Raw genomic sequence first — 24,826 nt, 5'->3', positions numbered from 1 at the left:
GGGGTTATGCGGCACGATTGCAGGTGTCAAACGGTAGGCGGTCATCCGTCCGTTCGGCGCCAAGTACCGGTAGGACCCCAGCGAGGAGGAACAGTTGCCAGCCAACGACGAGGTCGGCCAATCTCAGAGCGTGCCCACACTCGCTGACCTCATCCAAGCGCGCCGCGCTGATCGTGGCTGGTCCTACCGCGTCCTTGCGGACCGCGCCAGCCACGTCTTCACCGCGCAGCGGTGGCAGCAGTTGGGTACCGGCGTTCGGATCAAGGAGTTCCCGGAGCCGGCCACCATCCAGGCGATGGCGGATGCACTCGAGGTAGACGTCGCATCCGTCGTCCTGGCCGCGGCCGCATCCATCGGACTCCCAGTCGAACGTCGTCAATCCGAACTGGCCGCGATGCTTCCCAGCACCGCGGACGCCCTAACCCACGAGCAGCGTGACGCTGTCCTCGCGGTGATCCGGGCGATGACACCGAAGGAGACGAAAGATGGACGCACCGAAGAAGTCGCGGAACAGGGGACGCAAGCGCGCGGCCCGGTCGACAGCGGCGAGGCTCGCGGCGATCGCCGCCGGACAGGAGCCCCCATAGGTGGCGACAACGTCGCACCCTTGTCACGTAAGAAGCAAGGCTCAGACCTTGATGCCCAGCCATCCACAATCCCATCCACAGCGAGGGAGTTGGCGGCGATGACCGGCGAGACGGACGAGTTGCGCCGGCGTCGCCTGGAGGGTGAGCCGGGTGAGCATCCGGATCCCGAAGGCCCGGAGTACGGCGCGTAGCACATACCTCCGACAAGTTTCCCATCGGTAACGGTGCGGGGTGTTCGAATTTGTGTTCGAATGCCGTTCATGTGCTCGCTACATCCACCCCACCCGTGGCGGCACCTGCGTGACCATTACCCCCACGTGAACGTGCGGTTCACCGACCTCGCGGCGTGCGGAAAACGCGGGCGCCTCACCGAAGACGGCATCGAGATCGAACAGACTTCGAGCCAAACCGAACGTCGAGAAGCGCTCGTCCACGAGCTCAACCACTACAACCGCGGGCCCGCACCCGATCACCCACACTTCGGGCCACTCGAAGAACGCATCGTCGACAGGCTCACCGCCGAGCACCTCATCGGCCTAGATGACCTCGTCGACGCGCTCCTCTGGTCCGGCGGCCACGTCACCCACGACGTCGCCGAAGCACTCTGGGTCAAACTGGACACACTGCACACGCGCGTCCGCACCCTCACCGAGAAGGAACGCGCCTACATCACCCGCGAGCTGGCCCGACGCCAGCCCTGGAACAACTGAGGTCACGAATGGCCCGACGACAACTACCCCCACAGATCAAGAAGATCGAACTCGACCGCAAGGAGAACGGCAAGCAGGTTGTCCGCTACCAACTGACTGTCGACGTCGGCAACGATCCCGTCACCGGGAAACGGAAGCAGTTCCGCAAGCGGTACGCCAAGCTCGCGGACGCCGAAGACAAGCTGTCCAGCTTGCAGGCCGATGTCGCGAAGGGAGCGCATGCGCACGCATCGTCCCTGACTGTTGAGCAGGCGTGTGCGCAGTGGCTCGCCGGGCGACGCATTCGTCCGTCCACGCTCGCCGCCTACACGCACTCGCTGCAGCCGCTGCGCGACGTGCACGGCAGTCTTCTGGTCCGGAAGCTGACGAAGCTGCACCTCGACGAGCTCGTCGCCGGACTCATGGCCGGCACCATCCCGAAGCCGGATGACACGCCGCGGCGGAAGTGGAAGGCGACGAGCATCAACCCGATGTTGGCGACGCTCGGTCGGATGATGGACGACCTCGTCAAGCAGGGGTCGCTCGTACGGAACGTCGCGGAGCTCGTCGACCGGGTACCGAAGGAACACGTCGAGATGCAGACGTTCACCGAGGCAGAGGTGCGACGTCTGCTCGCCGCGGCCGCCGCAGATCGCAACGAGCACGCGTGGCATCTGGCACTGTCCGGGTTGCGTCGCGGCGAGATATGCGGCTTGCGATGGTCCGACGTCGATCTGAAGAAGGGCACTCTGCAGGTCTCGAACAACCGGGTGTCGGTGAACGGTAAGCCGTCGGAGGGTGCGCCGAAGAGCGACCGCTCGGGACGCACCCTGCCGCTGACCCCCGCGTTGAAGGACGCGTTGAAGCGGGCGCGGAAGCGTCAGGCCGAGGAGAAGCTCGCGCTCGGTGAAGCGTATGACGCCGGAATTCACGTTGTGTGCGACCCAGCCGGGCAGCCGTTCCACCCGGACACGATCTCCGACTACTGGCGGTCGATGTGCAAGACGGCGAAGGTGTCGGAGATCCGGTTGCACGATGCGCGGCATACCTGCGGGACGCTGATGCATCTGCAGGGTGTCCCGATCGTGGTGATCGCGGCGTGGCTCGGGCACGCCGATGCGGCGTTCACGATGCGCACCTATATGCACTCCCAGGATGACGCGTTGAAGGACGCTGCCGCGAGCTGGGATCGCGTTGTGACAACTCGTGACAATTCTGGGTCCGGATAGCAAAAAGACGGGACCCCGATCAGCATTAATGCTGGTCAGAGTCCCGTCACCGGAGCCCCCTGTCAGGATTGAACTGACGACCGCTCGCTTACAAGGCGAGTGCTCTACCACTGAGCTAAGGAGGCATTTTCAAGCGCGGCCCATCATATAGTGCGTCACACTCACGACGCACACCCACCTGGTTTGGCTACCGTAGAACTCATGCGTTTCACCCCTGCCTGCCACGGATTCGTAGTGGACGGTCGCCGGTGAACTTCCTCAATGGCGCCGCCAACCTGATCTTCGGCAAGCGACGCGCGACCATCGACGCGGTCACCTCCGCACCGGCGCCGCTCCAGCCGATCGACCTGACGGACGACGCAGTGGTCGCCGAGGCCCTGGATGTCGCAGTTCGCGTGGGTGAAGTTCTGCTCGCAGCGGGCACCGGCGCGATCGACACTTCCGAGCAGGTACGGTTCGTCGCCGCCACCTACGGTCTGGCCCAGTGCGATGTCGACGTCACCTACAACTCGATCGTGCTGTCGGCCTATCGCGGGCAGACGATGCCCCCGGCCAGCACCATGCGCGTGGTGCAGTACCGATCGATGGACTTCACTCGACTGGCAGCGGTCGATCGCCTCACCCGGAGGATCCGGCGCGACGCAATCTCACCGGCACAGGCCCACGAGGAACTCATGGCGCTCACCAGCGCCCCCCACCCCTACAACCGCTGGGTTGCGACAGTCGCGTGGTCGGGCATGGCTGCGGCGATCTCCGTGCTGCTCGGCGGCGGGTTCCTCGTCGCATTGGTGGCCTTCGGATCGACGTTCGTGATCGACCGCGCCAACCGGCTGCTCAACGCGGCGGGGTTGCCCTTCTTCTTCCAGCACGTGGTGGGCGGCATCATCGCGACGGCCCCGGCCATCACGCTGTACGGGTTCCGCGAAACGCTCGGCTTCGAGATCTCGCCGGGACTGATCATCGCGGCGGGTGTCACCGTGCTGCTGTCCGGCCTCTCCCTGGTGGGTTCGGTGCAGGACGCCATCACGGGCGCGCCGATCACTGCGTCGGCGCGGTTCTTCGAATTGCTGATGATGACCGGCGGGATCATCGCGGGTGTCGCGACGACGCTGCGCATCGCCGAGGTGTTCGGGGCCGAACTCCCTCTGATCACCTATGCCCCGCTACCCGACCTGGCGCAGCTGCCGACGAAGGTCACTGCGGGTGCGGCGGCCGCGCTGTTCTATGCACTGGCCTGCTACGCGGAGCGCAGGGCCTTGACGGTGGCCGCTCTTGCCGGTGCGGCGGGCGCCCTCGTCTATCAGTTGTCTCTGGGTCTGAGCCTCGGGCCGATCGTGTCGTCCGCGATCGCCGCGACGGTGATCGGCTTCGCCGGTGGTCTGATGGCCCGCCGCGCTCTGATCCCACCACTCGTCGTTGCCGTCGCCGGTATCACCCCCCTCTTGCCGGGTCTGGCTCTGTACCGGGGTCTGTACGCGATGCTGCGCAACGAGGTCACCAGCGGTATGACAGCTCTGTTCTCGGCATTCGGCATCGGATGTGCCCTTGCCGCCGGTGTGACCCTCGGTGAGTGGCTCGCCCGGACGACGCGTCATCCTCGTGTCCTCCTCGGGGGCGCCGCGAGCGGGCTGCGCCGCCCGCAGATGCGCCGGACCGGGTCCCGCACCGCGATGGAGGAAGCCGAAGATCGACCGAGTGCCACCGCGACGACCGGACCGATTCCGGTCATCGACAGCACCGGGCCCCTGCCCATCATCGAGGGCACCGGGCCACTTCCGACGTCACCGATCTCCACCACCGCACCGATACCTACACAAAAGGCGAGAGTCACGCAGCGATTTCGTCGGCTGCGTGACTCTCGTCGGATGTAGTAGAAGTTTCTAGGCGCTACCCTGGCGTGCCTTTTCGTCGGCCTCCATCGCGTCGCGCAGGCTCTTGGGACGCATATCGGTCCAGTTCTGCTCGACGTACTCGACGCAAGCGGCGCGCGACTCTTCGCCGAATACCACCCGCCACCCCTGCGGGACCTCGGCGAAGGTCGGCCACAGCGAGTACTGCTCCTCGTCGTTCACGAGAACGTAGAAGCGGCCGTCTTCGTCGTCAAATGGATTCGTGCTCATCTCGCCTCACTTGTTGCGTAGGTGTGCTGGTTCGGTATTCTATCAAGCTCACCGGTCCCTGCGTGCTCCACCGATTGCTCAGCCCGCTCCACCGATTGCTTCCGTAGTCGGCGTTCGAGGACCGACGAGAGAACCTCTCCTGCCCGAACGGCCGCGTTCGACAATAGCGACGCAGTCAAACCGTGAGTCTTCTCCGTCCCTCCCAGCAGGTACACGTCGGCCGCGACATCGGCCGGCAGATCCAGACGATAGTCGCGTGCCACCGGCGGCACCGGGGTGTCCCATGCGAGGTCTCCGAGTATGGAGCCGAGCGATGCCGGCTCGAAGCCGGTCGCGAGGACGACGGCGTCGCACTTCAGAGTGTCGGACAGGCCGTCCAGGTTGTTACGAATCTCCACGTCGATGCCCGCGGAGGTCTCCTCGGTGGCGAGGACCTCGGATGCACGACGCATGAACAGGCGGCGCGGCCCGCGCACCCGTTCGCGGTATTCGGCTGCGTACAGCGCTTCGATCAGTTCGGGCGCGACGACCGTGTAGTTGGTGCTCTTGTGCAGTGCGAGGAGACGCTCGCGCTCCTCGAGCGGGGCGGCGTGCAGTTCGTCGACCACTGCGGGGTCGAAGATCCGGTTGGCGTAGGGGCTGTCGTCGGCGGGGCTGTAGCCGAACCGGCCGAAGACGTTGTGGACCTCGGCCTGCGGGTAGTTGGTGTGCAGGTACTGCACCACCTCGGCAGCGCTCTGACCGGCGCCGACCACGACGAACCGCTGGTGAACCGGGGAGGGCATCTCCTCGAGATGGAACAGGAAGTCATGGTTGTGGAAGCAGCGCGCAGACTCGGTCGCCCAGCCGGGAACGCGAGCCCGGAGGCCGACACCCATCACGACCGTCCGAGCATGGACGACGCTGCCGTCCGCAGAGCGGATCGCAAACAGGTCGGCGCTCCCCCGCGCGTTGTGCAACGCCTCGACGGACACGATGTCGGTGCCGTAGCGCACGTCGGTGCCGACCCGTCGGGCAGCCCACTGCAGGTAGTCCTGGAACTCGAGCCTGGTGGGGAAGAACGTCTGATGATTGACGAAGTCGACGAGCCGGTCGTGCTCATGAAGATAGGAGAAGAAGCTGTAACTGCTGGTCGGATTACGGAAGGTGACCAGGTCCTTGGGGAAGGCGATCTGCATGGTCGAGCCTTCGAGGAGCATTCCGGGATGCCACCCGAACTCGGTACGACGCTCGAGGAAACAGGCGCGAACCTCGTTGCCCGGAGAGGTTTCGTTGTGTTCCTCGATCGCGATGGCCAACGCCAGATTCGCGGGTCCGAAACCGATACCGACGAGGTCGAAGACTTCCCCGTGCGGGTCGCCCTGCACCTCCGATTGACCGGTGAATGTGCTGGATCGGTCGATCATCACTCAACTTCCGTAGTCGGGGGCAGATGCCCGCAGCCGGCTCGCCTCAACACCCCTGAACAAAGCTCAGGCTAACCTTGGTTTGGGGAGCGTACCAAGCGAAGTCCCCTCTGTGGGGATCCTCGTTCGGCCGCGTCCACCGCCTCTTCCGAAATGCCCGAAAGGCCCGAAACAGCACGAGCGCGGCGGAACCCCAGGGGATTCCGCCGCGCTCGCACCTCGCCGTCGGGGCGCTACTACGCCCTAGTCGGCCAGGAAGTCCACCAGGAGCTTGTTCACTGCTTCCGGACGCTCGAGGTATCCGTAATGCCCGGCATCCGGGACCTCCTCGTATCGGGCGTTCGGGATCGCATCGGCGACCTCACGCGTCAGGTACGACGGAATCATCCGGTCGTCGGCGAACCCGACCGACAGGCACGGCACCCGCACTGCCCGGTAGGCGGCACGACGGTCGAACTCGCGATCCATGCCCAGCTGAGCCCGCACACCGGGCGACACGCGACCACCACTGAACTCGAATACGTCGAGCCAGTCGCGGGCGGTGTTCTCGTCGGCCAGCGACGCAGGCGACAGGTTCATCACCGCGGTGAGCGCGGCCTTGTACTTCGCAGGCAGTTCCACTCCGCTGTCGTACAGCTGACGTTCCCCCTCGGTCAGCGTGATCTGGAAGCGGTCCATCCGAGCATGCCCCGCGAGGAAGATGGCCTTCCGCACCAGATCCGGCCGGGCAAGTGCGAGTTCCTGCGCTACGCGCGAACCCATGGACGTTCCGACGATGTGCGCCGGGCCACCGAGCAGCTCGATCAGACCCGCAGTGTCCTTGACCATGTCGTCGATGGTGATGCCGGCGAGACTCTCCCCCGACGGTGCAATACCGCGATTGTCGAACGTCGCGACCCGGTATCCCTCCTTCACCAGCGCGGGAACCTGATGCAGATCCCACACGCGACCCGGGCTGCCGGTCCCCATGATCAGGACGACCAGGTCACCGGAACCCTTGACCTGGTAATTCAGCGGGATTCCGTTGATCGTGGCGATGGGCATGAACACCTTCCTCGACGAATTGCACACAGCGCCACACGTCGAAACACGGCGGCGCGACCCCCGGTACACCGTACCGTGGTGCCTCGTAGCCCCGTCGGGTCCACACGCCTGACTCGATCCAGCAGAAGGCGGGTGGCGGCGACGTGTCCGATTCTCATAGAGTCGGGTAGAGCGCCTGCTCACAGCAGTCACCCCGGGAGGACAATCATGGCCGCGGAACCCACGGCGAAAGACATCGTCGACGAGGATCTCGAACCCCTCGCCGACGAAACCGCACGCCAGGCGCAGCGCGTCGTCGCCGCGTACGCCGAGGATGCGGACGAGTGCCGCATGCTCCTGTCGATGCTCGGCATCGGCCCGTTCGAAAAGAACTGAACCAACGACCGGTAGACCGAGAGGACATGATGTGACGACCGGCGAGGCACCACCGCGCCAAGATCCCGACACGTTCACCGCATCGGACTTCGTGGTCGTCGCGAACCGCCTCCCGGTCGACCTCGAACGGCTACCGGACGGCACGACCCGCTGGAAGCGCAGTCCCGGCGGTCTCGTCACGGCGCTCGAGCCGATCCTGCGCAGCAACCGCGGCGCATGGGTCGGCTGGGCCGGTGTCGCGGATGCGGATGTCGATCCGATCGTCGAAGACGACATAGTCCTGCATCCCGTGCCGCTCAGCGCCGACGAGATCGCCGACTATTACGAAGGTTTCTCCAACGCGACCCTCTGGCCGCTCTACCACGATGTCATCGTGCGCCCGGAGTATCGGCGCGAGTGGTGGAACTCCTACGTCGAGGTGAATCGGCGATTCGCCGAAGCAACGGCGAAGGCTTCCGCGCCCGGCGCCACGGTGTGGATCCAGGACTATCAGCTCCAGCTGGTCCCGAAGATGCTCCGCATGCTGCGGCCCGATCTCACCATCGGGTTCTTCCTCCACATCCCGTTCCCGCCGGTCGAACTGTTCATGCAGATGCCGTGGCGTACCGAGATCGTCGAAGGCCTTCTCGGCGCCGATCTCATCGGGTTCCACCTCGCGGGTGGTGCCACCAACTTCCTCTACCTCGCCCGCCGCCTCGCCGGACACCAAACGTCCCGCGGGACGGTCGGTGTGCGTTCCAAGCTCGGTGTGGTGCAGGTCGGATTCCGCACCGTCCGTGTGGGAGCGTTCCCGATCTCGATCGCATCCGGAGCGTTGGACGAGCAGTCCCGAAGCAGATCGATCCGGGCCCGCGCCAGGGCCATCCGTAAGGAGCTCGGCAACCCGGCGAAGATCCTGCTGGGCGTCGACCGGCTCGATTACACCAAGGGAATCGACCTGCGGCTCGATGCGCTTCGAGAACTCATCGCCGAAGGCCGCGTAGACCCGACCGATACTGTCATGGTGCAGCTCGCGACACCGAGCCGTGAACGAGTCGAGTCCTACGTACAGATGCGCGGCGAGATCGAGATGGTCGTCAGTCGCATCAACGGCGAGTACGCCGAAGTCGGCCGCCCGGTAGTGCATTACATCCACCGCCCGGTCCCCCGCGACGAGCTGATCGCGTTCTTCGTCGCGGCCGACGCGATGCTCGTGACTCCCCTGCGCGACGGAATGAACCTCGTCGCCAAGGAATACGTCGCGTGCCGCAGCGACCTGGGCGGAGCGCTTGTTCTCAGCGAATTCACCGGTGCCGCTGAGGAGTTGAAGCAGGCATACCAGTGCAACCCGCACGACCTCGAAGACGTCAAGGACAAGCTCGAGGCCGCGCTGACGCAGACTCGCGAGGAGGGCCGCAAGCGGATGCGGGCCCTCCGTCGCCAGGTTCTGACCCACGACGTGGATCGGTGGGCTCGTGCGTTCCTCGACGCGCTCGCGCACGAGGGCGCCGCCGGTCCCGCGCTGGTCGCCCCTGCGGAGACCGGCGAGCCGAACTGACCGCGCGTTCTAGATGGGAGTCAACCGGTTCACGAGCCAGCGCCCGTCCTGGTTCTCGAGTTCCACACGTACCCGGCTCCCGCTGCTCACGGCTTCCGGGTTCTCGGAACTGGTGGTGATCTGGTTCAGGAACAGCAGCGTCACTGCGTGATCGGCGTCGGCCGACACCACCGACGATGCCTGCACACTCACCTGCACGCTGATCGACTTCTCTTTCGCTCCGGGCGCGATGATGTTCTGCATCAGGTTCATGTACTCATCGCGGAAGTCGCCGGTGAGTCCGTCCGCCGCCGCTGCGGTCTGCTCATCGACGTTGTCGAAGTCGTAGGCGAGCATCGCAACGGCCTGTTCCTCGGCCGCGGCCACCGCCTCGGTTCTGGCCGATTCGGCAGCGGCGTCCTGCATCTTGCCGTACCCGAGCCATCCGACGAGGACCGCGAACACCAGTACGACCACACCGAGTGCACCTGCGATGAGCGGCAGCCGCGACGTCGACGACTCGATATCGTTCACTGCCGGTGTGGTGTTCCCGGCATCCGCCTTGTTCTCGACATCCGTGTCGACAGCTGTCACGGGTTCATCCTTCCGATCATCGCTCACGGCACGAACTCCACCTTCGACGCCAGCAAGCGGCCTTCCTCGTCACAGACCGTGACGCGGAGGCGGAAATCGCGGGGCTCCGGTTCGGACTGTTCTGCGTTGCTCACCATCGCGCGGGACGCGACCAGCGACGCCGTGCATGAACCGTCCTCGTTCTGGATGCCCGCCTCGAGCACTTCACCCGTGGTGGTGACGCCCGCCTGCTGTACGACCTCGACGAACGGCCCTTCACGCCCTTCGAACTCGGCCTTGAAGTCGCCGGTTGCGCCCTCCATGAGTCGCTTGACGTCGGCGTCGGCGGTATCGGCCTGAATGTTCGTCAGATTCAGCACGGTCTGTCGCGCGGCCTGCAGATGCTCTTCGCGACGGTCGTTGCGGTCGGCCGCGGACTGTCGTTCGAACAGCAACCACGCCCCCGCTGCGATGAGCCCGACGACCAGTACCGATGCGACGACGGTGACGAGTCTCGCCCACCGGGGGGCCGCAACAGGGTCCGGACGCTTCTCGGGTTCACTGTCCTTGCTCTGCGCACCCGTGCTCGACCCGGCTTTGCTCAGGTCGACCTTGCTCGCATCGTCGCTGCCCGCTTCAGGGTTCTCGTTCTCGTCAGCCATCAGCCCTGTTGTGCCTTCATATAGGTTTCCAAACTCGTCCCATCTCCGAGGTCGGTGTGCCGGAACACAGTGCCGTCCGGTCCAATGTACGTGCCCGTTTCCGGATCGATCCGGCGCGCAGTCACGCCTGCGGGCGCCGCATCGGTACTGCCCTCGGTGTGCGACGCCGGCGTCGGCATGTCGTTCTCCGACTCGACCGGCGTGGGGGCACCGCGCCACGGGTTGTCCGAATAGCCCGGCGTGTAGCCCGTACGGCACATCTCGGGGGTCGGTGCCCGCCGACCGGGGTACTCCATGCACGGTACATTCCGCGCTCCACGTACCGCATTCGGATCCGATTGCGGCAGTTGACAGAAGATGTTGTCGGGGGTCTCCACCATCGAGGTGTCGGCCGGGCTGCGCCACTGGTCGGGCGGCACGAAACCGGACAGGCACGGCGGTGGGTCGTGCAACTGCAGATGGAAGTCGACCACCGCACCGTCTTCCGCCGGACCGCCACCGGCAGCAGTGATCAGCGCGGTTGTCATCGGCGGGTACAGCACCAGGATCTGTTCGATGCCCGCGTTGTAGATGACACCGACTTCACCGACGCTCACCAGGTTGGCGAGGAGCAGCGGCAGTGTCGGGCGCAGATCCTGCAGGAGTGTTTCCGCCTCGGCCGCGGCCGCGGGCCCCTTCTCCATGAGTGCTCGCAGGTCCGGGTCGCTCTCGCGGAGCTGATCGGTGAAGGTCACCATGTCGCGGGTCCACGATCGGATCGACTCACTGGTGACCACCTGGGTGTCCAGGAGCGGCCCGATTTCGTCCAGGAGCCTGCGTGTTTCGCCCGAGTTCGCCGATGCCTCCTGCACGAACAGGCGCGTCGAGTCGATCAGCTGCTGCAGTTCCGGACCCGTCCCGTTGAACGCATCGAATGCCTCGTCGACGACGGTCTGCAACCGTGTGTCGGAGATGCTGGCGAGCAGGACATCCGCCTGATCGAGCAGTGCACCGACCTCCTGGGGCACCGTCGTCCGGTCGAGGGGAATCACGTCGCCGTCGCCGAGGTGCTCATCTGCCGACCCATTCTCGTGCGGCACAAGATCGACATACTGTTCACCGACCGCAGACACGCTGCGCACTGCGGCGTCGACGTCGGCGGGGATCTTCTGGCCTGAATCGATGGACAGCACCGCGTCGACGCCCACCGGCGACAACGTCACGCTCTTGACGGTGCCGACGGTGTTCCCGCGGTACGTCACGTTCGAATGCGGATAGAGACCACCGGTGGATGCCAATTCGACGGTGACGTTGTACTGACCGATACCCACCAGCTGTGGAAGACGCACGTACATCAGCGACATCACCACAAGCCCGATCACGGTGAGTACTGCGAAGATCGAGAGCTGGATGCGGACGAACCTGGTGAGCATCATGGCGCTGGTACCTCCCACGGCAGACCCGGGATCTTGATCTCGCCGATACCCGGGATCGTCACTGTCCCTTCCGGTCCCTGTGGGGCCGGGGGCGGCGGTGCCAGCGGCGCCTGGAAGGGATCGACCGCCTGCGCCGCGAGACCGGCATCCGTACCGAGGACGCCTTCGGGACCCGCCAGTCGCCCGGCCAGTGGAGTTCCGGTCAGGAAGTTCAGGTCGAGCCGGTCGAGTGTCAGGTCGATCGTCATCGCGAGATTTGCATAGTCGCCCCGGATGACCTGGTCGATGCCCGCCTGCGGGAACGGATAGGTCAGCAGCACACCGAGCACCTCGGTCAACGCGCTCCCCGAGTCGGCGAGCGCGCGCAGCGTCGGCGACAGTGCCTGCAGGTTCGTCTTCAGATCGTCGCCGCTGTTCTCGACGAGCCGGCTCGCAACGGTACTCATCTCGCCCAGCGAGGTCAGGGCCGACGTAAGGTTCTCTCGCTGATCGGCAAGCACTTCGAGAGCCGGGGGCAGTTCCTCCAACGCCCGTACGAGCGTCTCGTTCTGATTGTTGACCGTGGACGCGAGTCGATCCATCCCCTCGAGCGCCGACACGATGTCCTCGCGTTGGGTGTCGAGGGTGGAGACGAGCTCGTCGAGACGCGGCAGCAGATTGCGGATCGAATCCTCCCGGCCGACGAGGGCCGCATTGAGTTCGGTGGTGATGTCGTTGATCTGCGCGAGGCCGCCACCATTGAGCACGACCGACAGCGAGGACAGGGTCTGCTCCGTCGTGGGATACGCACCCGCGCGCTCGATCGGGATGATGTCTCCCGGTTCCAGCCTCCCCTCGGGAGGTTCTGTGGTCGGTGCCGCAAGTTCGAGATGTTGCGACCCGAGAAGCGACGTCTGACCGATGCGGGCGGTCGCGTTGGCGGGCAACGCGACGTCGCCCTCGAGCGACACCGTCACCAGTGCATGCCAGTTCTCGACCTCGATGTTCTCGATGGAACCGACCGTCACGTCGTCGATCCGGACCGGCGAATTCTGCGTCAATGTCGTGACATTCGGCATTCGTATCTGAACCTGGTACGCGTCGTCGCCACGTCCCGCAGCCCCGGGCATCGGGACGGAATTGAGGCCGTTCCACTCGCACCCGGACAGCGTGGCAGCCGCGACCACCGTCGTTGCCGCTGCGACGAACCGCGCGGCTCTGCTCCGCATTCTCATCGTCCGCCTCCCGGCTGTAGCAACGACCCCAGGTCGCCCGGAACGCTGATGTCGGGCATCCCCTGGATCAGCCCGTCCAGCGGCGACGCCGGTATCGCGGGCTGCTCCGGAGCGGTTCCGCGCCCGGCCGACGCCTCTTCGAGCCCCGGCTCGGAGTACTCGATCTGGTCGGGGAACGCCTGGACACCGGCCAGTGGATTGGAGAGCACCGGAAGGTAATTGGCCTGGATCGACGACAGGACCGGACCGAGTTGCTGTCGACACAGTTCCTCACTGCGCTCGGATGTCGCATTCGCAGCGGCACCCACAGATCCACACATCCACTCGATCGGGTTGGCAGCGTTGTTGATCGCGAGAGCACCGGTGAGCGAGCCCTGGGCGGGCTTGTAGATGTTGTAGAAGTTCGACAGCGCGGTCGGGCCGGAATGCAGCACCCGTTCGATCTCGGGACGCTTACGGGCGAGCACCTCTGTCGCGTCGGCCAGTCGCTGCACCGATTCGGTCAGGCCCGCACGGTTGTCCTGTACGAACCGTTGCACATCTCCGACCGCCACATTGAGGTCGGTGAGCGAGACACCCAGTTGATCGGAGCTTTCGGCGAGAACATTCGACACGGATGCCAAGCGGCCGCCGAACTGCACGATCTGCTCGTTGCTCTGCGAGAGCACCGAGACGAAGGTCTGCAGGTTGCGGACGGTGCCGAACAGATCGGTTCGCCCTTCCGACAGCGTGTTCATCGTGTCGGAGAGTTCCCGAAGTGTGCTGTTGATGGTCGCGCCGTTGCCGTCGAGATTCTCGGCGGCGGTGTCGATGAACTGCCCGAGAGAACCCTGCGGATCGAGTTCTTCGGGCCCGAGCGCTTCCGACAGCCGCATCAACTCGGCCTTGATCTCATCCCATTCGACGGGAGATGCGGTGCGCTCCACCGGAATTATCGCATCATCGGCAATCTCGTCTCCACCGGAGTAGACCGGTGTGAGCTGAACGAACCGCGCCGACACGAGGCTCTGGGCGATGATCACGGCCTTGGCGTCTGCAGGTACATCGACCGAATTGTCGACCTGCATGGTCACGCGCACGACCTCGTCGCCTGGGTCGATGTCGGTGATCTTCCCGACCGACACCCCCAGAACCCGCACGTCGTCGCCCTCGTACAGGCCACTCGTGGAGAGGAATTCGGCATGGATCGTACGTTTTCCCAGGCCGGAGAACACCGCGAGCCCGACAGCGACAAGCGCGATGATCACAAGTCCGGCGATCGCAGGCAGCAGCCATGTCGGGCGGCCTCGGGCCGCGCTCTCGGTGGGTGTGGTGTGGGCGTTCATTCGCCATCCCTCGTGATCGACGGCGGGTCTTTCGGAATTATGTCCTGCAGATCCTGCGGAAGCAGGTCGGGTGCCAATTGACTGTCCACGATGGCCTTCCACCACGGCGCCGGGAGGATGTTCGACACGTAGGCGTTGAAGAACGGTCCGCTCGCGACGGATTCGCCGAGAGCACTGATGTAGGGTCCGAGCCCGTCGAGCGCACCGGCGATGTTCTCTTTGTTGGCCTGCAGGTTCTCGGTGACCCTGTTGAGCACCTCGAGTGTCGGGCCCATCTGCGCCTGGTTGTCCTGGACGAGGCCGGTCAGCTCCCGTGACACCGCCGAGATGTTCGCGATGAGTTCGGTGATGGCGTCACGTCGGAAGCTCAACTCACCGAAGAGCGCGTTCGCGTCGACGATCAGTTCGTTGACCTGGTCGCTGCGCTCGGCCAGGATCCCGGTGACGCCCTCTGCACGCTCGAGTAGTTCCGACAGCGATTCGTCGCGAGCGTTGATCGACTGCGACAGGCGGGTCATGCCGTCGAGGGCACCGCGGATCTCGGGCGGTGTGTCCTGCAGCGAATCCGACAACGCTTCGAGCGATTCGTTTATCTGGTCGGTGTCGAGTTCGGACGTGGTGGTCGTGAGGTCGCCGAGAGCGTCGGTCAGCGAATACGGCGAGTTGGTGCGATCGAGGGCGATTACCGACCCCGGTCGCATCACCCCCTGCCCACCGGGGCGGACAGCGAGGGACTTGGCACCGAGCACGGTGTTGGTCTTGATGTCTGCACCGGTGGCGTCGCCGAGGCCGATTCCGTCACGGATGGAAAAGGTCACGAGCACGGCATCACCGTCGAGGGCGACGTCGGTGACGGATCCGACGTCGACTCCGGAGAGGGTGACGTCGTCACCCGGTATGAGACCGCCTGCGTCTGCGAACCGCGCCGAGTAGGTCAGTCCACCGGAAAGGAACTGAAGTTGGTCGTATTGCAGGCCTGCCACCACGATCGCGACGGACACCGCAAGGCCCACAGCGCCGATCCGGAGGGTATCGGGTTCTCGGATTCCACTCATTCGAGTATCGCGCACCTTCCGGTCGTCTGTGCGGCGGACGTGAAACGGATAGTCGTTCCGTCCGGACCCGACACCTTGAAGGTGTTGGCACACAGGAAGAATTGGAAGAAGTTTCCGTATGCACCGACTCGGATCAGCTTCTTGTAGTCCGACGGCAACCGTTCGAGGGTGGCGTTGATGTCGTCCTCGCCGAGGTCCAGTTGTGTCATGGTGCGGTTGGTTTCGGCGATCACAGACTGCAGATCGGGCCTGGTGTTCTGCAGCAGCGAGGCGAGATCCGCGGTGCCGGCTGCGATCTGCGGGATGGCGGCACCGATCGGGTCTCGGTCCTCGGCGAGCCCACCGACCAGGGCATGCAGCTGATCGATCGTCTCGGTGAACTCGCGATCGTGGTCGTCGATGGTCCCGAGGACACCGTTGAGATTGTCGATGACATCCCCGATCAACTGATCGCGGTCGGCAATCGAATTGGTGAACGAGTTCGTCGAGCCGAGCAACGAGACCAATGTGTCGCCCTGCCCCTGGAAGACCTGCAGCAACGCGCCCGAGAGATCGTTGACCTGCTTCGAATCAAGGCCCTTGAGCAGGGGTTTGAACCCCCCGAGCAGAAGGTCGAGGTCGAGGGCAGGCTCGGTCTGCTCGACGGGAATGGTGCCACCTGCGCCGAGAATATCGATGCTGCCCGGACCCTCGAGGAGTTCGAGGTAGCGGTCACCGACCAGATTCTCGTAACGGACGGTCGCGCGGGTACTCGCGAACAGCGTGTGATGGGAGTCGACGTCGAAATCGACTTCAGCGTGGTTGCCGTCTCCGATGCCGATGCCCGTGACCGATCCGACCTGGACCCCTGCGATCCGCACCTTGTCGCCCGCTTCGAGGCCCGATGCATCGGTGAACGTGGCGTGATAGTCCTCGGTTCCGGTGAAACGCGCCTGACTGAACACCACAGCGAGCCCCGCGAACACGAGCACCATGACGAGAGCGAAGATCGAGAACTTGATCGTGGATTCTCTCATCGTCACTGCCCTGCCGGAAGGTAGTCGCCGAACAGGAAACCGAAGATCGTCGGGTACCGGATCCACGCCTCGGTCGCCGGCTTGTACGGAACGGTCGCGGTGTCGGTCACCACGAACGAAGCATTCCCGTCGCGCACCGGATCGAAATTCGGCAGACCGTGGCAGTTGGGGCCGCCCGACGCACCGACCACCGGAAGGTCCTCCTCGTGGTTGTAGGGGGTCGCTCCGCCCATGAAACTGGTGCTGAGCATGAGGGCCGGGTACTTCCCGGTTCCCGCCATCGGTTCGAACGCGACGCGAGCATCGTTGAGACCGACGATGAAGCACGTGAGTTCGGGCGAGTACTCGCCGAGCAGCGTAGTCGTGTCGGTCAGGAGATCGAGTGCGGTGGTGAGCTGACCTTCGTTCTCCCCCAGCACGTCCCGCCCGGTGTTGGCGAGCCCGGTGAGATTCATCAGCAACAGGTCGAGTTGCTCCTGCTCGTCGACGATGGTGTTGCCCACATCCGTTGCGTTCCCGATCGTGGTCATGAGATCCGGCGCGACATCGGCATACAGCTGCGCGACCGTCGCTCCGACCTCGAGATCGTATTCCAGCTGGGGCAGCGACGGGTTCATCTCGGCGAGGTAGTCATCCGCCTCGACCAGAGTGGCGCCCAGTTCGTCACCGCGCCCGTTGAGCGCTTCGGACAGCGCTCCGAGTGTCGCATTGAGTTTCTCCGGCTGGATCTGCGCCAGCACGTCGGAGAGGTGTTCGAACACGGTGTTGAATTCGACGGTGACGCTGTCTGCCGCGATCACCGCCCCCTCCTGCAACGGCGTGGACGACGGATCGTCGGGGACGATGATGTTGACGAACTTCGCGCCGAACACGGTGGTCGACTCGATCGCGACGTGCGCGTTCGACGGGATGAGGTCCATCTGCCCCGGCTGCATGGCGAGTTCGAGGACGGCGCCGTCGGGGCTGTGCTCGATCGACGCGACCCTGCCCACCTCGACGCCGCGCAGTTTCACCTTGGCGTCGGTCTCCATCACCAGGCCGGAGCGGGCCGAGGTGACGGTGATCGGTGTGGTCGACGTGAATCCACCGACGAACAGTGTCAGCGCCACCGCGATGATCGCCACGAGTCCGCCGACCAATCCGGCGGCGGCGAGTTTCTTCTTCCATGAAGGGGTATCCATGCGCGCCCTATCCCGACAGGTTGAAGTTGCCGGAGGTGCCGTACACCGCAAGGGAAATCAGAAGGGTCACCGTAACGACGGCGATCAACGAGGCCCGCACCGCGTTACCGACCGCGACACCGACGCCGACAGGGCCTCCACTTGCGTTGAATCCGTAGTAGGTGTGGATGAGCATCACCGCGACCGCCATCACGATGGCCTGCACGAACGACCACAGGATGTCGGTGGGTATGAGGAACGTCGAGAAGTAGTGGTCGTACACGCCGGCGGACTGTCCGTAGAGGACGACGGTCGCGAACCTGCTGGCGATGAACGACGCGATGACCGCGAGCGAGTACAACGGGATGATCGCGATCATCCCGGCCATCACGCGGGTCGAGACGAGGTACGGGATGGACGGGATCGCCATGGTTTCGAGGGCGTCGATCTCTTCGGACACGCGCATCGCGCCGAGTTGCGCGGTGGAACCCGCACCGATCGTCGCCGCCAGCCCGATACCGGCGATGGTCGGCGCCGCGATGCGCACGTTGATGAATGCGGCGAAGAAGCCCGTGAGCGCCTCGACGCCGATGTTGCCGAGCGAACTGAATCCCTGCACCGCGATGATGCCGCCGGTGAACAGGGTCAGGAAGCCGACGATCACCACGGTGCCGCCGATCACCGCGAGCGCGCCTGTGCCCATACTGATCTCCGCGATCAGCCGCACGGTTTCCTTCGGGTAGTGCATCACCGCACGCGGCATCGTGCCGAGAGCGCGGGCGAAGAAAAGTGCCTGTTCTCCGAGTTTGTCTATCGATTTCGACGTCTTGCCGAGTCGTCGCGCGGTTCTGGGGAACCGACCTGTCATCAGTGCCATCGTGCGTCCCCCCTCATCCGCCGGTCAGCTTGATGCCGACAGCGGTGACGAGGAGATTGACGACGAAGAGCGCCATGAAGGCGAACACCACCGTCTGATTGACGGCGTCACCGACGCTCTTCGCGCCGCCCCGCACGTTCAGACCGAGGTATGAGGCAACGAGTCCGGCGATCATGCCGAACAGGCCGGCCTTGACCTGGGAGATCATGAGTTCTCCGAATCCGGTGAGCAGCGTGATGCCGTTGATGAAGGCTCCCGGGTTCACGCCTTGGAAGAAGACCGAGAACCCGAAACCGCCGAGGATGCCGATGGTGCAGACGAGTCCGTTGAGCAGCAATGCGACGACGGTGGACGCGAGGACCCGCGGTACGACGAGGCGCTGGATCGGATTGATACCGAGCACCTTCATCGCGTCGATCTCTTCGCGGATGGTCCGCGCGGCCAGGTCTGCGCAGATCGCGGTCGCTCCGGCACCGGCGACGATGAGCACGGTGACCATGGGACCGACCTGAGTGACAGCCCCCAGTGCCGCTCCCGCGCCGCTGAGGTCGGCGGCGCCGATCTCCCTCAGCAGGATGTTCAACGTGAAGCTGACGAGCACGGTGAAGGGAACCGCGACGAGGATGGTCGGCATCAGAGAGACCCTGGCGACGAACCATGCCTGGTCGATGAATTCGCGTCGCTGGAACGGGCGGACGAAGGCGGCGCGCGCGGTTTCGCCCGTCATGGCGAACAATCCGCCGACGGCGCGAAGGGGGACTTCGAAGAGGTCTACCACCGCACTCCCCCTTCGTTCACTGATTGGCCTGCACCACGCCACAACAGCAGTGATGCTGTGACCCGCGTCATATTAACTAGAACGTGTTCACGTGTCAAAGATGCACCGCTTCCACGGTTGAAATACCGGATACACAGACGGGAAAACATGATCGATTCCACTGACCGGGACGGCGCGTAAGGCGGTTTACGCTGGGACTTCAAAGAGAATACAGACCATCACGTACTCTTCACGCATTGCCGATACCGTTCGGCCACGGCAGCAAGACCAGACTTGATCCAGCGGCAGAACTAGAACAGATTCTCATTTATTTCGGCATCGAGAAGTCTGCATTTCTCGCCACCGGAACCCGGGCTCCGACACCCGGAGGGCGCCCGGATTGCACAGTAACCGACACCGCCAGTTGCAGTAAAACCCGATCCGGACGGACGTCCGGATCGACCCTTGTTACGAAGCTTAGAGGTGAATCACAGATTGAGAGCCGCTGATGCCGAGAACGTTCTGGCCGGATCCCGGTCGGAGAAGTACCCGCCCAGCTCGGACGCGAGCGCGGCCGGAGTCCACTGCCCGACGGCATCGAAGCGCTGCTCGACGGTCGGCGCTGCCATCAGCGCAACCATCGGGCCGTAGACGATGAAGACCTGGCCGTTGATCTTCTCAGCCGCGGGCGAGGCCAGGTAGGACACCAGCGATGCGACATGGTCGGGAGATAGAGGGTCGATCTCCCCGTCGGGTGCGTCGCCGAAGACCGCTTCGGTCATCGCGGTCCGGGCCCGCGGGCAGATCGCATTGGCGCGGACGCCGTAGCGCGACAGGCCACGCGCCGCCGATACGGTCAGCGACGTGATCCCCGCCTTCGCAGCACCGTAGTTGGCCTGACCCTCGGGGCCGAGGAGCCCGGCTTCGGACGAGGTGTTCACGATCCGCGCGTACACGGGACCTCCGACCTCCTTCGACTTGCCGCGCCAGAAGGCGGCAGCGTTGCGGCAGAGGAGGAAGTGACCGCGCAGGTGCACCGAAACGACGGTGTCCCATTCCTCGTCCGACATGTTCGGAAGCATCCGGTCGCGGACGACACCGGCATTGTTGACGACGATGTCGAGCCCGCCGAATCGATCCACAGCGGTGGCGACCATTGCATCGGCGGTCTCTCGCTCGGCGACACTGCCGGGCACGAACTCGGCGTCGACCCCCAGCGCCCGGATCTGTGCGAGGGTGTCGTCCACCGCGTCACCGGGAGCGAGATCGTTGACGATCACCCTCGCGCCCGCGCGGGCGAGACCGAGCGCCTCGGCGCGTCCGAGTCCCGCACCGGCACCGGTCACCACCGCAACCTTGCCTTCGAGCGACACATCCTCGTCGCGACCGTTGCCGACAGCACTCATTCACGCACTCCCTTGCGAAGTCGGGCGGGACATCCGACATGCCCTCACCCGTGGCCCACCCCGGAGATCCGAAGCCGACCAGGAATCTAGAACTTGTTCCTGTTTATGACAAGACCCCCGGCGGACTCCCCGTGGGCCCGTCGCTAGCGAACCTCGGACAGCGCCGCACGCGGGCACTGCGCGATCGCGTCGCGAACGAGATCCTCACTCCCTGCCGGAGTGGGGTGCACGACGATCAGTTCGTCGTCGTCGTTCAGATCGAAGACCTCGGGTGCGATGCCCACGCACACACCATTGGCCTCACAACGGTCGAAGTCGACCTCGACATCCATTTCCGGACCTCATTCCCTCGCCGTACGAGTCGTTCGAACTCACACTAGAACGCGTTACAATTCTGTGCAATGATTCGTCGGATCCTATGACGACGAAGGAGCGTTCGTGGACATCAACTACACCCCCGAGCAGCAACGGCTACGTGAGGAACTGCGCGAGTACTTCGGCGCCCTGATGACGGAAGAACGGCGCGAGGCGCTCGCCGCCACGACCGGCGAGTACGGGTCGGGCAACGTGTACCGCGAGGTCGTCCAGCAGATGGGCAAGGACGGGTGGCTCACGCTCGGCTGGCCGGAAGAATTCGGCGGCCAGAACCGTCCGGCGATGGATCAGCTCATCTTCAGCGACGAGGCTGCGATCGCCGGCGCGCCCGTTCCATTCCTGACGATCGACTCGGTGGCGCCGACGATCATGCACTACGGCACCGACGAGCAGAAGGCATACTTCCTCCCGCGCATCTCTGCCGGTGAACTCCACTTCTCCATCGGATACTCCGAACCGGAGGCAGGCACCGACCTCGCGTCGCTGCGCACCAGCGCCGTCCGCGACGGCGACGAGTGGGTGATCAACGGCCAGAAGATGTGGACGAGCCTGATCGCCTACGCCGACTACGTGTGGCTCGCCGTCCGCACCGACCCTGATGCCAAGAAGCACAAGGGAATCAGCATTCTCATCGTCCCCACCGACGCCGAAGGCTTCTCCTACACGCCCGTGCACACCATGGCCGGCCCGGACACCAGCGCCACCTACTACCAGGACGTCCGCGTTCCGGCCTCTGCACTCGTCGGCGAGGAGAACGGCGGCTGGGCCCTGATCACCAATCAGCTCAATCACGAACGGGTCGCGCTGACCTCCGCCGGCCCCATCCTCAGCGCACTGCGCGAAGTCCGGACCTGGGCCCAGCAGACGCAACTTCCCGACGGACGGCGCGTCATCGACCAGGAATGGGTCCAGATCAACCTGGCCCGCGTGTACGCCAAGGCCGAGTACCTCCAACTCATGAACTGGGACATCGCCTCCGGTACCGGACCACTCGGCCCCGCCCCGGCCTCCGCCAACAAGGTCTTCGGGACGGAATTCGCCACCGAGGCCTACCGACTGCTCATGGAGATCCTCGGCCCCGCGGCGACGGTGCGGCAGAACTCGCCCGGCGCACTGCTGCGCGGACGCATCGAACGGATGCATCGCAGTTCGCTCATTCTCACCTTCGGCGGCGGCACCAACGAAGTGCAACGCGACATCATCGCGATGACCGCACTCGGCCTGCCGCCTTCCAAGCGCTAGAAAGGACATCCATCGTGGATTTCACTCTCACCGAAGCGCAGCAGGACCTCTCGGAACTCACGCGCAGCATCGTCACCGACATCGTCACCAACGAACATCAGCGCGGCCTCGATGCCGCAGACGACCGCACCGACCACGCCCTGTGGGACGCACTTGCGTCGTCGGGCGTGCTCGGCGCGGCACTGCCGGATTCGGTCGGTGGCGACGGCTTCGGCCCGCTCGAACAGGCCAGCATCCTCATCGAACTCGGACGCGGCGCTGCAACGGTCCCCTATCTCACCTCCATCGTCGTATCTGCTGCCGCTATAGCGGAATTCGGAACAGAGGCACAGCGCACGGAATGGGGTGAACCCGCCGGGTCAGGCGAGACGATCCTGACGGCCGCGCTGGCCGAAGAGGTCAACGACGACCCCCTGCACCCCAGCACCTCGGCCACAGCGTCCGGTTCCGGCCACGTGCTGAACGGCACCAAGATCGTCGTCGACACCGGACCCGCCGCCGACGGCTTCCTCGTGCCCGCGGCAACCGAGAACGGTGTCGCGGTGTTCCTGGTCCGCGCAGACGATCCCGGCGTGAGCGTCGCACCACAGCAGACCACCGGTCTCGGATCCACCGGCATCGTCACTCTGGACGGAGTCGTCCTCGGACCTGATCGCATTCTCGGTTCCGACGGCGCGGCCGTCGCGACCTCGCTGCGCGACCGCCTGCTCCTCGGGTCGGCCGCCTACCAGTGCGGAGCCCTGGACCGAAGCCTCGAACTCACCGCCGAATACGCACGCGAGCGAGTCCAGTTCGATCGACCCATCGGCAGTTTCCAGGCCGTCGCGCAACGCCTCGCCGACGCGTACATCGACGTCAGAGGTGTTCGCCTGACGTTGTGGCAGGCGGCCTTCCGCATAGCCCAGGGCGACCCCCACGAGGAAGACCTGCGCACCGCCGCGTTCTGGGCGGCTGATGCGGGGCATCGGGTGGCACACACCGTCGTGCACGTCCACGGTGGTGTCGGCCTCGACGAGGACCATCCCGTTCACCGGTACTTCCTCGTTGCGAAGCATCACGAATTCCTGCTGGGATCCGCCACGACGCAGTTGCGTGCACTCGGCAGGGAACTCGCCGGCGCTCCTGCCTGACGTTCGGAGGCTGTCACGATGATCGACACCGTTGCCGCTCTACTCGGCCGCCTGGCCGAGGTCGACGACCGCGGCATGCGGTTCGGGGATGTCTTCGTCTCGTGGGGCGAGCACGTCGCACTCTCCCACGATCGGGCAGCGCTGCTGCGCGACATTCTCGATTCGTCGCGTCCGCCGCACGTCGGTGTGCTCCTCGACAACGTGCCGGAGTTCTCGCTGCTGCTCGGGGCTGCCGCGTTCTCGGGATCCGTGGTGGCGGGTCTCAACACCACCCGGCGAGGTGAGGCACTGGCCCGCGACATCCTGCTCGCGGATTGTCAGGTGGTGTTCACCGAGACCGCGCACATCGGACTTCTCGGCGGGCTCGATCTCCCCGGTGTACGCGTGATCGATATCGATTCCGACGAGTGGCGTGCCACGACCGTCTCGTACTCCGGCTCCGAACACATCGTCGACGCCACCGAACCGGACGACCTCTTCATGCTGATCTTCACCTCCGGTACCAGCGGCGATCCGAAGGCCGTGCGGTGTACCCACGCGAAGATCACCGGACCTGGGAGCATGTTGGCCGAGAGGTTCGGGCTGGGGCCGGCCGACACCGTCTATCTCGCGATGCCGATGTTCCATTCGAACGCGATGATGGCCGGGTGGGGTGTCGCGTTGGCCGCCGAGAGCTCGATCGCGCTGCGCCGCCGGTTCTCGGCATCGGGATTCCTGACCGACCTGCGCAAATTCTCGGTGACATACGCGAACTACGTGGGTAAACCGTTGTCGTACATCGTGGCGACACCCGAGCTCCCCGACGACGCGGACAATCCGCTGCGGATCATGTATGGCAACGAGGGCAGCGCACCCGCGGTCGCCGAGTTCGCCCGCCGCTTCGATGCGGTCGTGGTGGACGGCTTCGGGTCCACCGAAGGTGGTGTGTCGATCGCCGCGACACCCGGCGCACCGCCCGGAGCGCTGGGCCGGCTTCCGGACAATATCGTGATCCTCCATCCCGATACCGGGCTCGAATGTCCGGCTGCGGAGTTCGACGCGGACGGCCGCCTCGTCAACGCCGACGACGCCACCGGAGAGCTCGTCAACTACGAAGGCGCCGGCGCGTTCTCCGGCTACTACAAGAATCCGCAGGCCGATGCCGAACGAATCCGCGACGGCAGGTACCACAGCGGCGACCTCGCATATCAGGATGCCGACGGCTTCGTGTACTTCGCGGGCCGCAGTTCCGGATGGTTACGCGTCGATGGGGAGAATCTCGGCGCAGCTCCCATCGAACGCACGCTGGTGCGTTATCCGGGCTTCGCGCAGGTAACGGTCTACGGCGTACCCGATCGATACGTGGGCGACCGGGTCATGGCCGCTGTCGTTCCCACCGTGGACGGCGAGTTCGACCCGATCGCATTCGCCGAGTTCCTCGATGCTCAGGCCGATCTCGGACCCAAGCAGCTCCCGACATTCATCAGGGTGGCGCGAAGTCTCCCCCGTACCGCGACGTTCAAGATCCTCACGCGCTCACTCTCCGCCGAGCGGTGGAATTGCACGGATCCGGTCTGGGTCCGCGAGCGCCACGAGAGCAAGTTTCGTGTGCTGACACCCGAACTGACCCAGTCCATGGAACCACACCCGGCACACACCTGATATCGGCGCACA

General features: G+C 64.9%; 24 protein-coding genes and 1 tRNA gene. 9 read left to right on the top strand and 16 right to left on the bottom strand.

Going from position 1 to position 24,826, the window contains the following annotated elements; genetic code table 11:
• Positions 1 to 130: 130 nt before the first annotated feature.
• From Q7514_RS15555 to Q7514_RS15545, 3 genes are all read left to right on the top strand, one after another.
• Entirely contained in the window at positions 131 to 778 is a 648-nt protein-coding gene (locus tag Q7514_RS15555; protein ID WP_330134160.1) for a hypothetical protein, read from the top strand.
• Between the two features lie 126 nt (positions 779 to 904).
• Complete coding sequence (locus Q7514_RS15550; protein WP_330134159.1) at positions 905 to 1,297, top strand: hypothetical protein; 393 nt, start codon at positions 905 to 907, stop codon at positions 1,295 to 1,297.
• Positions 1,298 to 1,305: 8 nt separating this feature from the next.
• Complete coding sequence (locus Q7514_RS15545) at positions 1,306 to 2,505, top strand: tyrosine-type recombinase/integrase (protein ID WP_330134158.1); 1,200 nt, start codon at positions 1,306 to 1,308, stop codon at positions 2,503 to 2,505.
• A gap of 53 nt (positions 2,506 to 2,558) precedes the next feature.
• On the opposite strand, the gene Q7514_RS15540 is transcribed toward Q7514_RS15545, so the two are convergent.
• Positions 2,559 to 2,630: transfer RNA gene (locus tag Q7514_RS15540), tRNA-Thr, on the bottom strand.
• Between the two features lie 123 nt (positions 2,631 to 2,753).
• On the opposite strand from Q7514_RS15540, the gene Q7514_RS15535 reads away from it, so the two are divergent.
• On the top strand, positions 2,754 to 4,376 hold the full coding sequence (locus tag Q7514_RS15535; RefSeq protein WP_330134157.1) for a threonine/serine exporter family protein: 1,623 nt from the start codon (positions 2,754 to 2,756) through the stop codon (positions 4,374 to 4,376).
• 9 nt (positions 4,377 to 4,385) lie between these two features.
• On the opposite strand, the gene Q7514_RS15530 is transcribed toward Q7514_RS15535, so the two are convergent.
• The 3 genes from Q7514_RS15530 to Q7514_RS15520 all read right to left on the bottom strand — a co-directional run bounded on the left by Q7514_RS15530 (position 4,386) and on the right by Q7514_RS15520 (position 7,075).
• A complete protein-coding gene (locus Q7514_RS15530) occupies positions 4,386 to 4,625 on the bottom strand; it encodes an MbtH family protein (RefSeq protein WP_054805259.1) in 240 nt (79 codons plus the stop codon).
• Positions 4,622 to 6,031: a lysine N(6)-hydroxylase/L-ornithine N(5)-oxygenase family protein gene (locus Q7514_RS15525; RefSeq protein ID WP_330134156.1), complete on the bottom strand. Its 1,410-nt coding sequence runs from the start codon at positions 6,029 to 6,031 to the stop codon at positions 4,622 to 4,624. Before Q7514_RS15525 ends, Q7514_RS15530 begins: the two co-directional genes overlap by 4 nt.
• A 243-nt stretch (positions 6,032 to 6,274) precedes the next feature.
• Entirely contained in the window at positions 6,275 to 7,075 is an 801-nt protein-coding gene (locus tag Q7514_RS15520; RefSeq protein ID WP_330134155.1) for an alpha/beta fold hydrolase, read from the bottom strand.
• Between the two features lie 207 nt (positions 7,076 to 7,282).
• Between Q7514_RS15520 and Q7514_RS15515 the strand changes: the two genes are divergently transcribed.
• Together Q7514_RS15515 and Q7514_RS15510 are read left to right on the top strand one after the other, a co-directional pair.
• Positions 7,283 to 7,450: a hypothetical protein gene (locus Q7514_RS15515; protein WP_330134154.1), complete on the top strand. Its 168-nt coding sequence runs from the start codon at positions 7,283 to 7,285 to the stop codon at positions 7,448 to 7,450.
• A gap of 31 nt (positions 7,451 to 7,481) precedes the next feature.
• Complete coding sequence (locus tag Q7514_RS15510) at positions 7,482 to 8,987, top strand: alpha,alpha-trehalose-phosphate synthase (UDP-forming) (RefSeq protein WP_330134153.1); 1,506 nt, start codon at positions 7,482 to 7,484, stop codon at positions 8,985 to 8,987.
• A gap of 9 nt (positions 8,988 to 8,996) precedes the next feature.
• Here the strand turns inward: Q7514_RS15510 and Q7514_RS15505 are convergent, their stop codons facing one another.
• The 12 genes from Q7514_RS15505 to Q7514_RS15450 all read right to left on the bottom strand — a co-directional run bounded on the left by Q7514_RS15505 (position 8,997) and on the right by Q7514_RS15450 (position 20,758).
• Positions 8,997 to 9,491 carry a twin-arginine translocation pathway signal gene (locus Q7514_RS15505; protein ID WP_330134268.1) on the bottom strand — a complete coding sequence of 165 codons (495 nt, stop codon included), beginning with the start codon at positions 9,489 to 9,491 and terminating at the stop codon, positions 8,997 to 8,999.
• 92 nt (positions 9,492 to 9,583) lie between these two features.
• Positions 9,584 to 10,201, bottom strand: a complete 618-nt coding sequence (locus Q7514_RS15500) for a hypothetical protein (RefSeq protein ID WP_330134152.1) — start codon at positions 10,199 to 10,201, stop codon at positions 9,584 to 9,586.
• Entirely contained in the window at positions 10,201 to 11,616 is a 1,416-nt protein-coding gene (locus Q7514_RS15495) for an MlaD family protein (protein ID WP_330134151.1), read from the bottom strand. The genes Q7514_RS15500 and Q7514_RS15495 overlap by 1 nt, the downstream gene beginning before the upstream one ends.
• Positions 11,613 to 12,830 carry an MCE family protein gene (locus tag Q7514_RS15490; protein WP_408016101.1) on the bottom strand — a complete coding sequence of 406 codons (1,218 nt, stop codon included), beginning with the start codon at positions 12,828 to 12,830 and terminating at the stop codon, positions 11,613 to 11,615. Before Q7514_RS15490 ends, Q7514_RS15495 begins: the two co-directional genes overlap by 4 nt.
• Positions 12,827 to 14,155, bottom strand: a complete 1,329-nt coding sequence (locus tag Q7514_RS15485) for an MCE family protein (protein WP_330134150.1) — start codon at positions 14,153 to 14,155, stop codon at positions 12,827 to 12,829. Before Q7514_RS15485 ends, Q7514_RS15490 begins: the two co-directional genes overlap by 4 nt.
• The gene (locus Q7514_RS15480) at positions 14,152 to 15,210 is read right to left on the bottom strand and encodes an MCE family protein (RefSeq protein ID WP_330134149.1); all 1,059 of its coding nucleotides are present in this window, start codon (positions 15,208 to 15,210) and stop codon (positions 14,152 to 14,154) included. The genes Q7514_RS15485 and Q7514_RS15480 overlap by 4 nt, the downstream gene beginning before the upstream one ends.
• Positions 15,207 to 16,226, bottom strand: coding sequence for an MCE family protein (locus Q7514_RS15475; protein ID WP_330134148.1), 1,020 nt, complete (start codon positions 16,224 to 16,226; stop codon positions 15,207 to 15,209). Before Q7514_RS15475 ends, Q7514_RS15480 begins: the two co-directional genes overlap by 4 nt.
• A 2-nt stretch (positions 16,227 to 16,228) precedes the next feature.
• Positions 16,229 to 17,407 carry an MCE family protein gene (locus Q7514_RS15470; protein WP_330134147.1) on the bottom strand — a complete coding sequence of 393 codons (1,179 nt, stop codon included), beginning with the start codon at positions 17,405 to 17,407 and terminating at the stop codon, positions 16,229 to 16,231.
• 7 nt (positions 17,408 to 17,414) lie between these two features.
• Positions 17,415 to 18,263, bottom strand: a complete 849-nt coding sequence (locus tag Q7514_RS15465) for an MlaE family ABC transporter permease (RefSeq protein WP_330134146.1) — start codon at positions 18,261 to 18,263, stop codon at positions 17,415 to 17,417.
• Between the two features lie 13 nt (positions 18,264 to 18,276).
• Positions 18,277 to 19,041, bottom strand: coding sequence for an MlaE family ABC transporter permease (locus Q7514_RS15460; protein WP_132476421.1), 765 nt, complete (start codon positions 19,039 to 19,041; stop codon positions 18,277 to 18,279).
• 467 nt (positions 19,042 to 19,508) lie between these two features.
• Positions 19,509 to 20,426, bottom strand: a complete 918-nt coding sequence (locus Q7514_RS15455) for a 3-oxoacyl-ACP reductase (RefSeq protein WP_330134145.1) — start codon at positions 20,424 to 20,426, stop codon at positions 19,509 to 19,511.
• A 143-nt stretch (positions 20,427 to 20,569) separates the two neighbouring features.
• Positions 20,570 to 20,758, bottom strand: coding sequence for a ferredoxin (locus tag Q7514_RS15450; protein WP_054714149.1), 189 nt, complete (start codon positions 20,756 to 20,758; stop codon positions 20,570 to 20,572).
• A gap of 106 nt (positions 20,759 to 20,864) precedes the next feature.
• Here Q7514_RS15450 and Q7514_RS15445 point away from each other — a divergent pair, with 106 nt between their 5' ends.
• Genes Q7514_RS15445 through Q7514_RS15435 form a run of 3 tightly spaced genes read left to right on the top strand, consistent with a single transcriptional unit; the run spans position 20,865 to position 24,814 of the window.
• On the top strand, positions 20,865 to 22,043 hold the full coding sequence (locus Q7514_RS15445) for an acyl-CoA dehydrogenase family protein (RefSeq protein WP_330134144.1): 1,179 nt from the start codon (positions 20,865 to 20,867) through the stop codon (positions 22,041 to 22,043).
• Between the two features lie 14 nt (positions 22,044 to 22,057).
• Positions 22,058 to 23,173, top strand: coding sequence for an acyl-CoA dehydrogenase family protein (locus Q7514_RS15440; RefSeq protein ID WP_330134143.1), 1,116 nt, complete (start codon positions 22,058 to 22,060; stop codon positions 23,171 to 23,173).
• 18 nt (positions 23,174 to 23,191) lie between these two features.
• Positions 23,192 to 24,814, top strand: a complete 1,623-nt coding sequence (locus Q7514_RS15435; protein WP_330134142.1) for a long-chain-fatty-acid--CoA ligase — start codon at positions 23,192 to 23,194, stop codon at positions 24,812 to 24,814.
• The last annotated feature ends 12 nt before the right edge of the window (positions 24,815 to 24,826 follow it).

It is taken from the genome of Rhodococcus artemisiae, from assembly GCF_036327795.1.
GTDB lineage: Bacteria > Actinomycetota > Actinomycetes > Mycobacteriales > Mycobacteriaceae > Rhodococcus > Rhodococcus artemisiae.
The sequence above is the reverse complement of the archived record's forward strand: the minus strand, read 5'-3'. Positions and strand labels throughout refer to the sequence as shown.

What these genes read in the sequence shown, in the direction of transcription:
- Q7514_RS15475 (WP_330134148.1), bottom strand. Translation starts at nt 16,226, where the DNA reads ATGAGAGAATCCACGATCAAGTTCTCGATCTTCGCTCTCGTCATGGTG.
- Q7514_RS15485 (WP_330134150.1), bottom strand. Translation starts at nt 14,155, where the DNA reads ATGAACGCCCACACCACACCCACCGAGAGCGCGGCCCGAGGCCGCCCG.
- Q7514_RS15490 (WP_408016101.1), bottom strand. Translation starts at nt 12,830, where the DNA reads ATGAGAATGCGGAGCAGAGCCGCGCGGTTCGTCGCAGCGGCAACGACG.
- Q7514_RS15450 (WP_054714149.1), bottom strand. Translation starts at nt 20,758, where the DNA reads ATGGATGTCGAGGTCGACTTCGACCGTTGTGAGGCCAATGGTGTGTGC.
- Q7514_RS15500 (WP_330134152.1), bottom strand. Translation starts at nt 10,201, where the DNA reads ATGGCTGACGAGAACGAGAACCCTGAAGCGGGCAGCGACGATGCGAGC.
- Q7514_RS15455 (WP_330134145.1), bottom strand. Translation starts at nt 20,426, where the DNA reads ATGAGTGCTGTCGGCAACGGTCGCGACGAGGATGTGTCGCTCGAAGGC.
- Q7514_RS15530 (WP_054805259.1), bottom strand. Translation starts at nt 4,625, where the DNA reads ATGAGCACGAATCCATTTGACGACGAAGACGGCCGCTTCTACGTTCTC.
- Q7514_RS15515 (WP_330134154.1), top strand. Translation starts at nt 7,283, where the DNA reads ATGGCCGCGGAACCCACGGCGAAAGACATCGTCGACGAGGATCTCGAA.
- Q7514_RS15525 (WP_330134156.1), bottom strand. Translation starts at nt 6,031, where the DNA reads ATGATCGACCGATCCAGCACATTCACCGGTCAATCGGAGGTGCAGGGC.
- Q7514_RS15435 (WP_330134142.1), top strand. Translation starts at nt 23,192, where the DNA reads ATGATCGACACCGTTGCCGCTCTACTCGGCCGCCTGGCCGAGGTCGAC.
- Q7514_RS15520 (WP_330134155.1), bottom strand. Translation starts at nt 7,075, where the DNA reads ATGCCCATCGCCACGATCAACGGAATCCCGCTGAATTACCAGGTCAAG.
- Q7514_RS15545 (WP_330134158.1), top strand. Translation starts at nt 1,306, where the DNA reads ATGGCCCGACGACAACTACCCCCACAGATCAAGAAGATCGAACTCGAC.
- Q7514_RS15495 (WP_330134151.1), bottom strand. Translation starts at nt 11,616, where the DNA reads ATGATGCTCACCAGGTTCGTCCGCATCCAGCTCTCGATCTTCGCAGTA.
- Q7514_RS15470 (WP_330134147.1), bottom strand. Translation starts at nt 17,407, where the DNA reads ATGGATACCCCTTCATGGAAGAAGAAACTCGCCGCCGCCGGATTGGTC.
- Q7514_RS15480 (WP_330134149.1), bottom strand. Translation starts at nt 15,210, where the DNA reads ATGAGTGGAATCCGAGAACCCGATACCCTCCGGATCGGCGCTGTGGGC.
- Q7514_RS15465 (WP_330134146.1), bottom strand. Translation starts at nt 18,263, where the DNA reads ATGGCACTGATGACAGGTCGGTTCCCCAGAACCGCGCGACGACTCGGC.